The 15,208-nt window shown below is 62.1% G+C and carries 14 protein-coding genes; 12 read left to right on the top strand and 2 right to left on the bottom strand.

The window, feature by feature from the left end:
* Window positions 1–10 precede the first annotated feature (10 nt).
* The 7 genes from NKJ23_RS17180 (at window position 11) to NKJ23_RS17150 (ending at window position 5,850) form a co-directional block, all read left to right on the top strand.
* Window positions 11–1,387: a pyruvate dehydrogenase complex dihydrolipoamide acetyltransferase gene (locus NKJ23_RS17180; protein WP_352681298.1), complete on the top strand. Its 1,377-nt coding sequence runs from the start codon at window positions 11–13 to the stop codon at window positions 1,385–1,387.
* A gap of 18 nt (window positions 1,388–1,405) precedes the next feature.
* Window positions 1,406–1,825 (top strand): hypothetical protein, encoded by a 420-nt coding sequence (locus tag NKJ23_RS17175; RefSeq protein WP_023675084.1) that lies wholly within the window; start codon window positions 1,406–1,408, stop codon window positions 1,823–1,825.
* Window positions 1,822–2,460 (top strand): SGNH/GDSL hydrolase family protein, encoded by a 639-nt coding sequence (locus tag NKJ23_RS17170; RefSeq protein WP_352681296.1) that lies wholly within the window; start codon window positions 1,822–1,824, stop codon window positions 2,458–2,460. Before NKJ23_RS17175 ends, NKJ23_RS17170 begins: the two co-directional genes overlap by 4 nt.
* Before the next feature lie 11 nt (window positions 2,461–2,471).
* Entirely contained in the window at window positions 2,472–3,917 is a 1,446-nt protein-coding gene (gene lpdA, locus NKJ23_RS17165; RefSeq protein ID WP_352681294.1) for a dihydrolipoyl dehydrogenase, read from the top strand.
* Between the two features lie 98 nt (window positions 3,918–4,015).
* A complete protein-coding gene (locus NKJ23_RS17160) occupies window positions 4,016–4,273 on the top strand; it encodes a GlsB/YeaQ/YmgE family stress response membrane protein (RefSeq protein ID WP_023675081.1) in 258 nt (85 codons plus the stop codon).
* A gap of 137 nt (window positions 4,274–4,410) precedes the next feature.
* Window positions 4,411–5,376 (top strand): lipoyl synthase, encoded by a 966-nt coding sequence (gene lipA / locus NKJ23_RS17155; protein WP_352681292.1) that lies wholly within the window; start codon window positions 4,411–4,413, stop codon window positions 5,374–5,376.
* Window positions 5,377–5,388: 12 nt separating this feature from the next.
* Window positions 5,389–5,850, top strand: a complete 462-nt coding sequence (locus tag NKJ23_RS17150) for a type II toxin-antitoxin system RatA family toxin (protein WP_352457493.1) — start codon at window positions 5,389–5,391, stop codon at window positions 5,848–5,850.
* On the opposite strand, the gene NKJ23_RS17145 is transcribed toward NKJ23_RS17150, so the two are convergent.
* Both NKJ23_RS17145 and NKJ23_RS17140 read right to left on the bottom strand, forming a co-directional pair.
* Window positions 5,826–6,335 (bottom strand): CinA family protein, encoded by a 510-nt coding sequence (locus NKJ23_RS17145; RefSeq protein WP_352681290.1) that lies wholly within the window; start codon window positions 6,333–6,335, stop codon window positions 5,826–5,828. The two genes, NKJ23_RS17150 and NKJ23_RS17145, sit on opposite strands and share 25 nt — an antisense overlap.
* Window positions 6,332–7,552, bottom strand: coding sequence for a bifunctional 2-C-methyl-D-erythritol 4-phosphate cytidylyltransferase/2-C-methyl-D-erythritol 2,4-cyclodiphosphate synthase (locus tag NKJ23_RS17140; RefSeq protein WP_352681289.1), 1,221 nt, complete (start codon window positions 7,550–7,552; stop codon window positions 6,332–6,334). The genes NKJ23_RS17145 and NKJ23_RS17140 overlap by 4 nt, the downstream gene beginning before the upstream one ends.
* 181 nt (window positions 7,553–7,733) lie before the next feature.
* On the opposite strand from NKJ23_RS17140, the gene dusB reads away from it, so the two are divergent.
* The 5 genes from dusB (at window position 7,734) to ntrX (ending at window position 15,120) form a co-directional block, all read left to right on the top strand.
* Window positions 7,734–8,759 (top strand): tRNA dihydrouridine synthase DusB, encoded by a 1,026-nt coding sequence (dusB, locus tag NKJ23_RS17135; protein WP_352681287.1) that lies wholly within the window; start codon window positions 7,734–7,736, stop codon window positions 8,757–8,759.
* On the top strand, window positions 8,756–9,898 hold the full coding sequence (locus NKJ23_RS17130; RefSeq protein WP_023675075.1) for a two-component system sensor histidine kinase NtrB: 1,143 nt from the start codon (window positions 8,756–8,758) through the stop codon (window positions 9,896–9,898). The genes dusB and NKJ23_RS17130 overlap by 4 nt, the downstream gene beginning before the upstream one ends.
* The gene (ntrC, locus tag NKJ23_RS17125; RefSeq protein ID WP_023675074.1) at window positions 9,895–11,355 is read left to right on the top strand and encodes a nitrogen regulation protein NR(I); all 1,461 of its coding nucleotides are present in this window, start codon (window positions 9,895–9,897) and stop codon (window positions 11,353–11,355) included. Before NKJ23_RS17130 ends, ntrC begins: the two co-directional genes overlap by 4 nt.
* A 128-nt stretch (window positions 11,356–11,483) precedes the next feature.
* A complete protein-coding gene (locus tag NKJ23_RS17120) occupies window positions 11,484–13,769 on the top strand; it encodes a sensor histidine kinase NtrY-like (protein WP_352681285.1) in 2,286 nt (761 codons plus the stop codon).
* Entirely contained in the window at window positions 13,759–15,120 is a 1,362-nt protein-coding gene (gene ntrX / locus NKJ23_RS17115) for a nitrogen assimilation response regulator NtrX (RefSeq protein WP_352681283.1), read from the top strand. Before NKJ23_RS17120 ends, ntrX begins: the two co-directional genes overlap by 11 nt.
* The last annotated feature ends 88 nt before the right edge of the window (window positions 15,121–15,208 follow it).

The raw sequence follows: 15,208 nt of genomic DNA, 5'->3' as shown, positions 1-15,208 counted from the left end.
GGAGGACAAAATGCCGATCAACATCACCATGCCGGCGCTGTCGCCCACAATGGAAGAGGGCAATCTTTCCAAGTGGCTGGTCAAGGAAGGCGATAAAGTTTCGCCCGGCGACGTGATTGCCGAGATCGAGACCGACAAGGCGACGATGGAAGTCGAAGCCGTCGACGAGGGCACGGTCGCCAAGCTGGTGGTTCCGGCCGGCACAGAAGGCGTCAAGGTCAATGCGCTGATCGCGGTGCTGGCTGCCGAGGGCGAGGATGCTGCTTCTGCCGCCAAAAGCGGTGATGGCGCTGCGCCGGCCAAGGCTGAGGCGCCGAAAGCGGAAGCCCCCAAAGCTGAAACATCAAAGCCCGAAGCGTCGAAGCAGGAGCCTGCCGCACCTGCGCCTAAGGCGGAAGCGGTGCCGGTCGCCAACGGCCACGCAAGCGGTGAGCGCATCTTCGCCTCGCCGCTGGCCCGGCGCATTGCCAGGGAAGCCGGCGTCGATGTCGCGGCGCTGACAGGCTCCGGCCCCCGCGGCCGCGTAGTAAAGGCCGATGTCGATGCCGCAATTTCCAGTGGCGGCGCCAAGGCGGCACCAGCAGCAAAAGCGGCGCCCGCCGGCGCTCCGGCACCTGCGGCCGCAGCACCCAAGGCCATGTCGGACGAGCAGGTGCTCAAACTGTTTGCCGAAGGCTCCTACGAGCTGATCCCGCACGACAATATGCGCAAGACCATTGCGAGGCGGCTGGTCGAAGCCAAGACCACCATCCCGCATTTCTATCTGACGCTCGACTGCGAGCTCGACGCACTTCTGGCCCTGCGCACGCAGATCAATGCGGCCGCGCCAGTGAAGAAGACCGAGAAGGGCGAAACGCCGGCCTACAAGCTGTCGGTCAACGACATGGTCATCAAGGCTCTTGCCATGGCGCTGATGGCGGTTCCGGATGCCAATGCGTCGTGGACAGAAAACACCATGATCAAACACAAGCACGCCGATGTCGGCGTTGCCGTATCGATCCCCGGCGGCCTGATCACCCCGATCATCCGGCGTGCTGACGAAAAGACGATGTCCGTCATCTCCAACGAGATGAAGGATCTTGCCGGCCGCGCCCGCAGCCGCAAGCTGAAGCCGGAAGAATATCAGGGCGGCACCACGGCGGTGTCCAATCTCGGCATGTTCGGCATCAAGGATTTTTCTGCCGTCATCAACCCGCCGCATGCGACGATCCTTGCGGTCGGCGCCGGCGAGCAACGCGCAGTGGTCAAGAACGGCGAGATCAAGATCGCCACAATCATGTCGGTGACGCTGTCGACCGATCACCGCGCCGTCGACGGTGCGCTCGGCGCCGAGCTGCTCGTCGCCTTCAAGCGTATGATCGAAAATCCAATGGGCATGCTGGTTTAAGAGAAGGGAAACAGGGCGGTGCGGAAATTCTTCACCAGCCTTTTTGCCTTCTTTCTTTCCGGTTTGGCCGGCGGATTGGTGGTGCAGTGGCTCGCCGTCGCCACCAAGGCCGACGTGGAGTACATCCTTGTATTCATGATCTCGGCTCTCGTCACCATCTTCGCGACGCTCGCATTCTTCATCGCACAATTCATGTCGGACCCACGACGGGCAACAAAACTGACCGCGACCATAGGGGTAGCATCTTTTGTGCTCGTTGGAGTTTCCCTGATCGGCTGGACTTTCTCCCAGCCGCCGGGCAAGCGCGAGTGGTCGGGCGATCTTCCTATCGTCGCCGGTCTCGTCCTGCCAGGCATCGCTACGGTGCTGGTCCAGTGGCTTTTCGTGCGCTGGCGATTGGCGCGCTCGCAACCAGGTTTCGGCGGGGCAGGCACATGAAGACGGTCCTCTGCTACGGCGATTCGCTTACCTGGGGCTATGACGCGGCAAACCTCGGCCGGCATCCGCTGGAAGATCGCTGGCCGAGCGTGCTGCAGGCGGCATTGGGCAGCGGCGTCGAGGTCATCGCCGAAGGCCTGAATGGCCGAACCACCGCCTTTGACGATCACTTGGCCGGAGCGGACCGCAATGGCGCAAGGCTGTTGCCAACAATCCTGACGACGCATGCGCCGATCGACTTGATCGTCATCATGCTCGGCGCCAACGATATGAAGCCGTGGATTCACGGTAATCCGGTCGCGGCCAAACAAGGCATGCAACGCCTGATCGATATCGTGCGCGGTCATGATTACCCGTTCGATTGGCCGGCGCCGCAGATCCTGATCGTCGCGCCGCCCGTAGTCAGCCGCACGGAAAACGCCGAGTTCAAGGAAATGTTCGCCGGCGGCGATGACGCGTCAAAGCGGCTGGCGCCGCAATATTCCACCCTTGCCGACGAGGCCGGCTGCGGCTTCTTCGATGCCGGCACGGTGGCCAAAACCACGCCGCTCGACGGCGTCCACCTGGACGCGGAAAACACGCGGAACGTCGGGCAAGCGCTGGCGCCGCTCGTGCGCCTCATGTTGGAATTGTGAAGGAGAAAGCCGTGGCTGAGAACTACGACGTCATCATCATCGGCTCCGGCCCCGGCGGCTATGTCACTGCAGTGCGTTCGGCCCAGCTTGGCTTCAAGACGGCGATCGTCGAGCGCGAGCACTTGGGCGGCATCTGCCTCAACTGGGGCTGCATTCCGACCAAAGCGCTGCTGCGCTCCGCCGAGATCATGCACTATTCGGATTATCTGAAGGACTACGGCCTGAAGATCGATGGCAAGGTCAGCGTCGACACAGCCGCCGTCGTCGATCGCTCGCGAAAGGTCTCGCTGCGGCTCAACGGCGGCGTCGGCTTCCTGATGAAGAAGAACAAGGTCGACGTCATCTGGGGCGAAGCCAAGCTGACCAAACCTGGCGAGATCGTCGTGTCGAAATCGTCGAAGAAGCCGATGGAGCCGCAGCCGCCGGCGCCCAAGGGCGTCAAGGGCGAGGGCACCTATAGCGCCAAGCACATCATCCTGGCGACCGGCGCCAGGCCGCGCGCGCTGCCCGGCATCGAGCCTGACGGCAAGTTGATCTGGACCTATTTCGAGGCGATGGTGCCGAAAGAGATGCCGAAGTCGCTGCTGGTGATGGGCTCGGGCGCCATCGGCATCGAGTTTGCCTCGTTCTACCGCACCATGGGCGCCGAGGTGACGGTGGTCGAACTGCTGCCGGCTGTGATGCCGGTCGAGGACGCCGAGGTCTCGAAATTCGCGCAGAAGCAGTTCGAGAAGCAGGGCATGAAGATCATCCTAGAAGCCAAGGTGACCAAGGTCGAGAAGGGCACTAACTCGGTCACCGCGCATGTCGAGATGAAGGACGGCAAGGTCGAGAAGATCACCGCCGATCGCATGATCTCGGCCGTCGGCGTACAGGGTAACATCGAAAACCTCGGCCTCGAGACGCTCGGCGTGAAGACGGACCGCGGTTGCGTCGTCGTCGACGGCTACGGCAAGACCAATGTGCCGGGCGTCTACGCCATCGGCGACGTTGCCGGACCGCCGATGCTCGCCCACAAGGCCGAGCATGAGGGCGTGGTCTGTGTGGAAAAGATCGCCAATTTCCCCGGCGTGCATGCCATCGACAAGCTGAAGATCCCGGGCTGCACCTATTGCAATCCGCAAGTCGCCTCGGTCGGACTGACGGAAGCCAAAGCGAAAGCCGATGGCAAGGACATCCGCGTCGGCCGCTTCCAGTTCGCCGCAAACGGCAAGGCGATTGCGCTGGGCGAGGACCAAGGCTTCGTCAAGATCATTTTCGACAAGAAGACCGGCCAGTTGCTGGGTGCCCACATGGTTGGCGCAGAAGTAACCGAACTGATCCAGGGCTTCGTCGTGGCGATGAATCTGGAGACCACCGAGGAAGAGCTGATGCACACGATCTTCCCGCACCCGACGCTGTCGGAGATGATGAAGGAGAGTGTACTCGACGCCTATGGCCGCGCACTGAATGCATGATAAATTAGTTGGGCGGGTCTCACACGGAAGACACAAAGTAACTCGACGGCAGAGCAATTCGTTTCGCAGGCATCATCCATCATACAAGGAGAGGGCATATGGAAATGAACGGCGTGGGCTGGGTTGCAGCCATCATCATCGGCGGCCTGGCGGGATGGCTCGCCGAGATGGTCATGAAGAGCAATACCGGCATCCTCATGAACATCGTTCTCGGCATTGTCGGCGCAATCGTGTTGAACGCCATCTTGCAGGCCCTGAACATCGGCATCTTCGGCGTCGGCTGGATAGCCTATCTGATCACCGGCTTCATCGGTGCCTGCATTCTGATTGCGGTCGGACGACTGGTGCGCCGCTAACCTCTGTCGGCACTTGCTATGCGAAAAAGGCCACCGCGGCATGCGTGATCGCGGCCTTTTTCTTTTCGCCGAAAAGTCCTAGATGACGTGGGTAGAGCGAGCGCTGGACAAGCGCTTGCCAATGAGCCGGGTTTCACATGGTCACCGTCCTCGACACGATTGCCAATGCGCCGCGCCTGCGGCATCCCGAAAAGGCGCACAAGCCGGATCAGGACGTACTGCGCAAGCCTGACTGGATCCGCGTCAAGGCGCCGATGTCGAAAGGCTATGCCGAGACGCGCGAAATCGTGAAGTCTCACAAACTGGTGACGGTTTGCGAAGAGGCGGGCTGCCCCAATATCGGCGAGTGCTGGGAGAAGAAGCACGCCACCTTCATGATCATGGGCGAGATCTGCACGCGGGCCTGCGCCTTTTGCAATGTCGCCACCGGCATCCCGACCGCACTCGATCCCGACGAGCCGGCGCGTGTCGCGCATGCGGTCAAGCAAATGGGCTTGAGCCATGTCGTCATCACCTCCGTCGATCGCGACGATCTCGCCGATGGCGGGGCCCAGCATTTTGCCGATGTCATCCGTGCGATCAGGGCAGCAACCCCGTCGACGACGATCGAAATCCTGACGCCCGATTTCCTGCGCAAGGACGGTGCACTGGAGATCGTCGTGGCGGCCAAGCCGGACGTTTTCAACCATAATCTCGAGACCGTGCCGTCTAACTATCTGACGGTTCGGCCGGGTGCGCGCTATTTCCACTCGATCAGGCTCTTGCAGCGGGTCAAGGAACTCGACCCCTCGATCTTCTCCAAGTCCGGCATCATGGTCGGCCTTGGCGAGGAGCGGAACGAAATCCTGCAACTGATGGACGATCTGCGTTCGGCCAATGTCGATTTCATGACCATCGGCCAATATCTGCAGCCGTCGAAGAAGCACCATCCGGTTATACGCTTCGTCACGCCGGAGGAATTCAAGTCCTTCGAGACGATCGGCAGGACCAAGGGCTTCCTGCTGGTGGCGTCAAGCCCGCTGACGCGCTCGTCGCACCATGCCGGCGACGATTTCGCCAGACTACGCGCGGCGCGCGAAGCGTTTCTCAGCAAGTCCGCCTAACAAACTGGTTTCATGCCACAATTCGAAGCCCATCGCCGCGTCGCGCATACGCCGGAGCAGATGTTCGCTCTGGTTGCCGATATCGAATCCTATCCGCAATTCCTGCCGCTTTGCGAGGCACTTACGGTTCGTTCGCGCAAGGAACGCAACGGACGCACCCTGCTCATCGCGGACATGAGCATCGGCTACAAGGCGATCCGCGAGACTTTCACCACGCAGGTGCTGCTGAAGCCTGACGAGAACGCCATCGACGTCAAATATATCGACGGCCCGTTCAAATATCTCAGCAATGTCTGGCGCTTCGACCCGGCGGACGGCGGCGGTTGCAACGTCTGTTTCTTTATCGACTATGAGTTCAAGAGCCGCATTCTGGGTGCGCTCATGGGAACCATGTTCGACCGCGCCTTCCGCATGTTCTCCGAGGCGTTCGAGAAACGTGCCGAAATCATCTACGGCGCGCCATCGGCAGCCTGATCCGCGGCGAGCGCGCGCAGACCCAGTTCAAGCGCATGTTGGACCGTCTCCCGGCGAATGAAATCACGGCCCTTGTCGGCGAACAGCTGGCATTCGCTGACCACCGACCGGCCAGCCACGGCAACGCCGAACCAGACCAGGCCGACAGGTTTCTCCGCCGAGCCGCCGCCCGGACCGGCGATGCCGGTCACCGCGAGCGCGAGCCCGGCCGGCGAATGCGCCAAGGCCCCGGCCGCCATCTCCACCGCAGTCTCGCGCGAGACCGCGCCGTGCGCTTCGAGCGTAGCGGCCGAGACGCCGAGCATTTCGGTCTTGGCCTGGTTGGAATAGGTGATGAAGCCGCGATCGACCACCGTGGAAGAGCCGGCAATGTCGGTCAGCGCGGCGATGATCATGCCGCCGGTGCAGCTCTCCGCCGTCGCCAGCATGATGCCGCGCTGCTGGCAGGCCTGAAGCAGGGCATCTGCGAGATCGCTATTGCTCACTCGGGGACATCCCCTGGAAACACAACGCTGGCGGTCGCGATGGCCGCTATGCCTTCCTCACGGCCGACGAAGCCGAGCTTCTCATTGGTTGTCGCCTTGATCGAGATGCGATTGCGCGAAATTCGCAGCATTGCCGAAAGCGCTTCGGTCATTGCCTCGCGATGTGGGCCGACGCGCGGCGCCTCGCAGATCAGGGTGATGTCGGCGTTGGCGATGCGCCCGCCGCGCGCGCGCACCAGCTTCACCGCGTGTTCGACGAAGATGCGTGAAGCGGCCCCTTTCCACTGCGGGTCGGAGGGCGGGAAATGCGTGCCGATGTCACCGGCGCCGCAGGTGGCCAGCAGGGCGTCGGTCAAGGCATGGAGACCGACATCGGCATCCGAATGGCCGGATAACTTCCTGTCGTGTGGAATGGCGACGCCGCACAGGGTGACATGGTCGCCGGGCTCGAGCGCATGCACGTCATAGCCATTGCCGGTTCGGATGTCGGGAAAACGTGGGGCGCTGGAAAGCCGCTGGTCCGCCATTGCAATATCCCGTGCCCAGGTCAGTTTGACATTGTCCGGCGAGCCGGGAACGATCTTCACCGGAATATGCGCCCATTCGGCGATTGCCGCATCGTCGGTGAAATCCGCTTTGCCCAGATGATGAGCCTTTTCGTGCGCAGCCAGGATCGGCCAGAACGGAAAGCCTTGCGGTGTCTGTGCGGCATGAAGCCCGGCCCTGGACACGGTTTCGCCGATCATGCCTTCGGCCGTTTCGCGCTTCAGCGTATCGGCAACGGGCAAGGCAGGCAGTGCTCCCTGGCGCTCGCCAATGGCGGCGATCGTGCGGTCTATCAGTTCCGCGTCGACAAACGGCCGAGCCGCATCATGGATCAGCACCCGGCCCGGCGCATGGCTTCTTAACGCCAGCAGTCCAAGCCGGACGGACTCCTGCCGTGACGTACCGCCGGTCACCGCGACGACACGGTCGGCGTTCGCACCCGCCGCACGGCGAAAAAGCGCGCCGTCGTCGGCATGGATAGCAACGACGACAGGCCCAATCTTCGGATGCATCAGAAAGGCGCCGAGCGTGCGTGCGATAACGGCGCCGCCGCCAATTTGCTGGTACTGCTTCGGCCCCTTGGCCTGTCCGGCGCGCGCGCCGCGGCCGGCGGCAACGATGACCACGGCGACCTTGTCGTCCGCAGCTTGCTTTTCGCTCACAGCTCTCATGCCGAGACGCTTAGCGCATGATCCCGAAAAGTGGTATCGCTTTTGGAAGACCCAGGATTGATGCGGTGCGGCGATCCGTATTTTTCCCAAATGCGCCTTAATATCACGACATTGCGCGTTGCACATTGCCGTCGTTCTGGCTAGAGAATGTGCAGCAACCGAAGGTGCTTGGTTTTTGTGCATGCCTGATGTGACCAAATTGGCTTCGCCGCTGGATGTGGGTGGCGTGAGAATCCACAACCGCGTGTTTCTCGCGCCGATGTCGGGCATCACCGACGAACCGTTTCGGCAGCGCGCCCATGCGCATGGCGCCGGGCTGGTTGTTTCGGAAATGGTGGCGAGCGGGGAGCTTGCAAAGGGCAGCGCTGGCTCGGGCCTGCGCATCCGTCATTCCGGGCTGCCTGTCCACATGGTCCAGCTTGCCGGCCGCGAGGCGATGCACATGGCCGAGGGCGCGCGAATCGCGGCCGGCGAAGGCGCCGACATCATCGACATCAACATGGGCTGTCCGGCCAAGAAGGTGACGGGCGGCTATGCCGGTTCGGCACTGATGCGAGACCTCGACCACGCGCTGTCGCTGATCGAAGCGGTAGTCGGCGCGGTCGACGTGCCGGTCACGGTCAAGATGCGGCTCGGCTGGGACGAAGGCGCGCTCAACGCGCCGATGCTGGCGCGACGCGCTGAGCAGGCCGGGGTAATGATGGTGACGGTGCACGGCCGCACACGTTGCCAGTTCTATCAGGGCACGGCCGACTGGCGTGCCATCGCACGCGTCAAGCAGGCCGTCTCGATCCCTGTGGTTGCCAATGGCGATGTCGGCTCGCCGGCAGAGGCAGCGTCGATCCTCGACCAGTCCGGCGCCGACGCGGTGATGATCGGCCGTGCGCACTATGGCGCGCCGTGGACCGCCGGCAGCATTGTAGCGGCCGCGCTGGCCGAGCCAGTATCCGGCATGCCGGAAAGCCCGCAAACGCTGTCCGACTACGTCATTGCCCATTACGAAGACATGCTGACGCTCTATGGCGTGGAAAGCGGATTGCGCCAGGCGCGCAAGCATCTCGGCTGGTATCTCGACCGCCACGCCGCCACAAGCGACGACCGGCGCAAGGCCATACTCACGTCTTTCGAGCCTGGGCGCGTCATTTCCTTGCTGCGCGACGTATTTTCAAGCGCTCCCGAAGCGGCGAACCTGCGGAGTGCGGCATGAACGCCACCGTCACACAGAGCACGGATATGGCGGACGCCGCGCATATTGTGCTCAACACCATTCGCCGGCCGGTGATCATGGTCGATCCGCAAGGCTTCATCACCTTCGCCAATGCCGATGCCGAGGATTTTTTCCGTTCGAGCGCCACGATGCTCGCGCGCAATACGCTGCACAAGCTCATTCCTTTCGGCAGTCCGCTGCTGACGCTTGTCGACCAGGTGCGCGAGCGCCGGGCGCCAGTCAACGAATACCGGGTGGACGTGTCGTCGCCGCGGCTCGGCATCGAGAAGGTGGTCGATCTCTACGTCGCGCCTGTGACGGAATTTCCAGGCTCGGTCGTGGTAATGTTCCAGGAACGCTCAATGGCCGATAAGATCGACCGGCAGATGACGCATCGCGGTGCGGCGCGCTCGGTCACCGGCCTTGCCGCGATGCTTGCCCATGAGATCAAGAACCCGCTGTCCGGCATTCGTGGAGCCGCGCAGCTGCTTGAGCTGTCGGCGTCCGACGAGGATCGCGCACTGACCAGGCTGATCACCGACGAGACCGACCGCATTGTCTCGCTGGTCGACCGCATGGAGGTGTTTTCGGACGAGCGACCGATCGACCGCTACCCTGTCAACATCCATGTCGTGCTCGACCATGTCAAGGCAATCGCCAAGAACGGTTTTGCCAAGCGGATCAAGATATTAGAGGATTATGATCCATCATTGCCTCCGGTCTTTGCCAATCGCGACCAGCTCATCCAGGTGTTTCTCAATCTGGTAAAAAATGCCGCCGAGGCGATCGGCAGCGATCCGCAGGGCGAGATCATGCTGTCGACCGCCTTCCGCCCGGGCATCCGTGTTTCCGTACCCGGGACTCAGGACCGCGTATCGCTGCCATTGGAATTCTGCGTGCGTGACAACGGTTCGGGTGTTTCCGAGGATATCCTGCCGATCCTGTTCGATCCCTTCATCACCACTAAGCCGAACGGCTCCGGTCTCGGTCTGGCGCTGGTCGCAAAGATCGTCGGCGAGCATGGCGGCATCATTGAATGCGAATCGACGCCGCGCGGGACCACCTTCCGCATCCTGATGCCGGCGTGGAAAGAAACCCAGTTTGGCACCGACGACGACGGTGAAGGAGACCGCAAATGACCGTTCGCGGCAATATTCTCGTCGCTGACGACGATGCGGCCATCCGCACAGTCCTCAACCAGGCGCTTTCGCGCGTCGGGCACGACGTGCGTGTCACCTCCAACGCTTCGACGCTGTGGCGCTGGGTTGCGGCGGGCGAGGGCGATCTGGTTATCACCGACGTTGTCATGCCTGACGAGAACGCCTTCGACATGCTGCCGCGCATCAAGAAGGCGCGACCGGAACTGCCGGTCATCGTCATGAGTGCGCAGAACACGTTCATGACAGCAATTCGTGCCTCCGAAACCGGGGCCTACGAGTATCTGCCGAAACCGTTCGACCTGACCGAGTTGCTCAACATCGTCAACCGCGCTCTTTCCGAGCCGCGGCGGCCGAAGATCGATACGCGGGCCGACGAGCCGCCGGAAACGATGCCGCTGGTCGGCCGCTCGGCGGCCATGCAGGACATCTACCGCATGCTGGCCCGCATGATGCAGACCGACCTGACGGTCATGATCAGCGGAGAGTCGGGTACCGGCAAGGAACTGGTGGCGCGCGCGCTGCATGAATACGGCCGCCGCCGAGGCGGTCCCTTCGTCGCCATCAATATGGCAGCGATCCCGCGCGACTTGATCGAATCGGAGTTGTTCGGGCACGAGAAGGGCGCCTTTACCGGCGCGCAGAACCGATCCACCGGCCGTTTCGAGCAGGCCGAAGGCGGCACGCTCTTCCTCGACGAGATCGGCGACATGCCGATGGAAGCGCAGACGCGGCTTCTGCGTGTGCTGCAGCAGGGCGAATACACTACGGTCGGCGGCCGCACGCCGATCAAGACCGACGTGCGCATCGTCGCTGCTACCAACAAGGACCTGCGCACGCTGATCAATCAGGGGCTTTTCCGCGAGGACCTGTTCTACCGCTTGAACGTTGTGCCGCTCAGGCTGCCGGCGCTGCGCGAGCGATCGGAGGACATTCCGGACCTCGTCCGGCACTTCTTCAAGCTCGGCGCCAGTGAAGGCCTGCAGACCAAGCGCATTTCCACCGGCGGCATCGAGCTGATGAAGCGCTACCCATGGCCGGGCAACGTGCGCGAACTCGAAAACCTCATCCGCAGGCTGGCTGCACTGTATTCGCAGGACGAGATTTCCGCCGAGATCATCGAGGCGGAGTTGAAGACCGGCGAAAGGCCTGTCGTTCCAGGTGGCGGCAACCTCATTCCCGACGACCTTTCCATCGGCCAGGCGGTGGAGCATTTCCTGCAGCGCTATTTTGCCTCGTTTGCCGGCGACTTGCCGCCGGCCGGCCTCTATCAGCGAATCCTCTCCGAGGTCGAGTATCCCCTGGTCCTCGCCTCGATGACCGCAACGCGCGGTAACCAGATCAAGGCCGCCGAATTGCTCGGACTCAACCGCAACACGCTGCGCAAAAAGATTCGCGAACTCGGCGTCAACGTCTACAAGTCCTCCAGGCAGGTCTAGACGAACCCCTTTACGAGCGCTTTCCAGGGGATCGATTGCCGAAAGATTTCCGTCTCGGCCACACTTGTTGCATAATCGCCACAATGCGTTGCATACATCCGACGCAATCACTGGCTCTAGACGGCGACATGGCCCTGCACGCACCGACACTGAGCAAATCGCTTTTCAGCAATACGGGCGCGCGAGACGGTCGCCGGCTGCTTGCGCTGCCGGGCGTGATCGCCGTTGCCGGTGCGCTGGTGACGGCGGCGATCTCCTTCGCCATTCTGGTCGGCGCGACGCCGATCACGCCCGACGCGAGGACGACGCTGGCGCTGATTGCGCTTAATGCGGCGTTCGTCCTGTTTCTGATCTTGCTGGTCGGCCGCGAGGTGCATCGCATCCTGATGGCACGACGGCATGGCAAGGCTGCGTCGCGCCTGCATGTGCGCATAGTGGCGATGTTTGCGCTAGTCGCCGCCATCCCCGCGATCATGGTGGCGATCATCGCGTCGATCACGCTCGACATCGGCCTCGACCGCTGGTTCGAGATCCGCACCAAGACGATCGTCAATTCGTCATTGTCGATCGCTGACGCCTATGTGCAGGAAAACGCGCGAAATCTTCAGGGCACGACGTTGTCGATGGCTTACGACCTCGACGCTTCGCGCACGCTTTACGGCCTCGATCGTACCGGTTTTCTCGACCTCATGAACAAGGAGGCGGTGGGACGTTCGCTGGCGCACGCAGCACTCATCAAGCCCGATGGTTCCTTCGTTATGAGCGCCAAGACCGACGCGGACTTTGCCATGCCGGAGCCGCCTGAGGGCGCCGTGGCAAGCGCTGCCGACGGCAAGCCGGTGCTGATAGAGCCGCGCACCCGCAACATCATGGGTGCCATCGTCAAGCTGCGCGAGATCGACGGCCTCTATCTCTACACCATTCGCCTCGTCGATCCCGAGGTGATCAAGGCGCGGCAGATCGTCAAGTCCAACACCGCCGAATATCGCGGTCTCGAAGACAATCGCCGCACCTCGCAAGTGGCTTTCGCGCTTCCCTATCTGTCGCTGACGCTGATCATCATCCTGTCCGCCATCTGGACCGGCATTGCGGTGGCCGACCGCCTGGTGCGGCCGATTCGTCAGCTCATCGGCGCGGCCGACGAGGTCGCTACCGGCAATCTCGATGTGGCCGTGCCAGTCCGCCCCTCCGACGGCGACGTCGCCTCGCTCGGCGACACCTTCAACAAGATGCTGATGGAGCTGAAATCGCAGCGCAACGAGATCCTGTCGGCCAAGGATTTGATCGACGAGCGGCGACGCTTTTCGGAGGCGGTGCTTGCCGGCGTCACCGCCGGGGTCATCGGCGTCGATCCATATGGCATCGTCACCATCGTCAACCGTTCGGCCGAAACGATGCTGGCCATATCCGCCACGGCAGCGCTTGGGCAGAACCTTTCCGCCGTGCTGCCGCATGTCGGCCGCGTCTTCCAGATCGGCCGCAAGTCGGGCAAGCCGGTCTATCGCGAACAGGTCACCTTCTATCGTGCCGGCACTGAACGGACCTTCAACGTACAGATCACGATCGAAGCCGGCGACGACGGTTCGGAGGATAAATCCTACGTCGTTACAGTCGATGACATTACCGATCTGGTCCAGGCACAGCGTTCCTCCGCATGGGCCGACGTGGCGCGACGCATCGCCCACGAGATCAAGAATCCACTGACGCCGATCCAGCTTTCGGCCGAGCGTATCAAGCGCCGTTACGGCAAGGTCATCACCGAGGACCGTGAGGTTTTCGATCAATGCACCGACACCATCATCCGGCAAGTGGAGGACATCGGCCGCATGGTCGACGAGTTCTCGGCGTTCGCCCGCATGCCGAAACCGGAAATGAAGGCCATCGATCTGCGCGATTCGTTGCGCGAAGCCTCGTTCCTGGTCGAAGTGAGCCGGGCCGACATCACTTTCGAGCGCGTCTTCGGCAATGAGCCGCTCAAAGGCACGTTCGACAGCCGGCTGATGGCGCAGGCTTTCGGCAACGTCATCAAGAATGCTGCCGAAGCCATCGACGGACTTGATGCAGAGGATCGTCCGCACGGCATAATCCGGATTCAAGCCGGGCGTCAGAATGGCGCGATTCGAATCGACGTCATCGACAACGGCAGGGGCTTGCCGCGCGAAAACCGGCAGCGCTTGCTCGAGCCTTACATGACGACACGCGAGAAAGGCACCGGGCTTGGCCTCGCTATCGTCAAGAAGATCGTGGAGGACCATGGCGGGCGACTCGAATTGCACGATGCACCAGCGGACTTCCACGATGGGCGGGGTGCAATGATCAGCATCATCCTGCCGGTTGCCGCCACCGTTCCGGTACGCGGCGAGGGCAAGACGGAACACGAAAAAGAAACTGAAAAGGTCGGTAATGGCGTCTGATATTCTCATCGTCGATGACGAGGAAGACATCCGCGAACTCGTCGCCGGTATCCTGAGCGACGAAGGTCACGAAACACGCACGGCGTTTGACGCCGACAGCGCGCTTGCGGCGGTTGCCGACCGGGCACCCAGGCTGATTTTCCTCGACATCTGGCTGCAGGGCTCGCGGCTCGATGGCCTTGTCTTGCTTGACGAGATCAAGACGATGCACCCGAACCTGCCGGTGGTGATGATCTCGGGCCACGGCAATATCGAAACGGCAGTCTCGGCCATCCGCCGCGGCGCCTATGATTTCATCGAAAAGCCATTCAAGGCCGACAGGCTGATCCTCATTGCCGAACGGGCGCTCGAAACCTCCAAATTGAGACGCGAGGTTTCGGATCTCAAGCTGCGCAGCGGCGAGACTTTCGACCTCATCGGCATGTCATCGGCAATGAGCCAATTGCGCCAGACCATCGAGCGCGTCGCGCCGACCAACAGCCGCGTCATGATTATCGGCCCCTCCGGCTCGGGCAAGGAACTGGCGGCGCGCGCCGTCCACGCACTGTCGGCGCGCAAGAGTGCACCGTTTGTGACGCTGAGCGCCGCCAGCATCACGCCTGAGCGTATGGAGATCGAGTTGTTCGGCACCGAATCGAACGGCGTCGAACGCAAGGTCGGCGCGCTGGAGGAAGCCCATCGCGGCATTCTCTACATCGATGAAGTGGCCGACATGCCGCGCGAGACGCAAAACAAGATCCTGCGCGTGCTGGTCGAACAGCAGTTCGAGCGGGTAGGGGGCACCAAGCGGGTCAAGGTCGACGTGCGCATCATCTCGTCGACCTCGCAGAACCTGGAAGCCATGATCGCCGACGGCCGTTTCCGCGAGGACCTTTATCATCGCCTGGCCGTGGTTCCGGTCATGGTGCCGGGACTGGCCGAGCGTCGCGAGGACATTCCTTATCTGGTCGACAATTTCATGAAGCAGATCGCTCGCCAGGCCGGCATCAAGCCGCGCCGCATCGGCGACGACGCGCTGGCGGTGCTGCAGGCGCATAACTGGCCGGGCAACGTTCGCCAGTTGCGCAACAATGTCGAGCGGCTGATGATCCTCGCGCGCGGCGACGATGTCGATGCGCCGATCACCGCCGATCTCCTGCCTGCCGAGATCGGCGACGTCATGCCGCGCACTCCAAACAAATCCGATCAGCACATAATGGCGCTGCCGCTGCGGGAAGCGCGCGAACAATTCGAGAAGGACTATCTGATTGCCCAGATCAACCGTTTTGGCGGCAACATCTCGAAGACGGCAGAGTTTATCGGCATGGAGCGCTCTGCATTGCACCGCAAGCTGAAGTCGCTGGGCGTCTGACAGTCAAACCAGTCGTGGCCCACGCAATTATCGGTTACGGCGGTCTTGGAATCGCATAAGAAAGCTGGACTTCTCTCAGGGATTAGCC

Origin of the sequence: Mesorhizobium sp. M0184 (genome assembly GCF_040322215.1) — a bacterium.
Classification (GTDB): domain Bacteria; phylum Pseudomonadota; class Alphaproteobacteria; order Rhizobiales; family Rhizobiaceae; genus Mesorhizobium.
The sequence above is the reverse complement of the archived record's forward strand: the minus strand, read 5'-3'. Positions and strand labels throughout refer to the sequence as shown.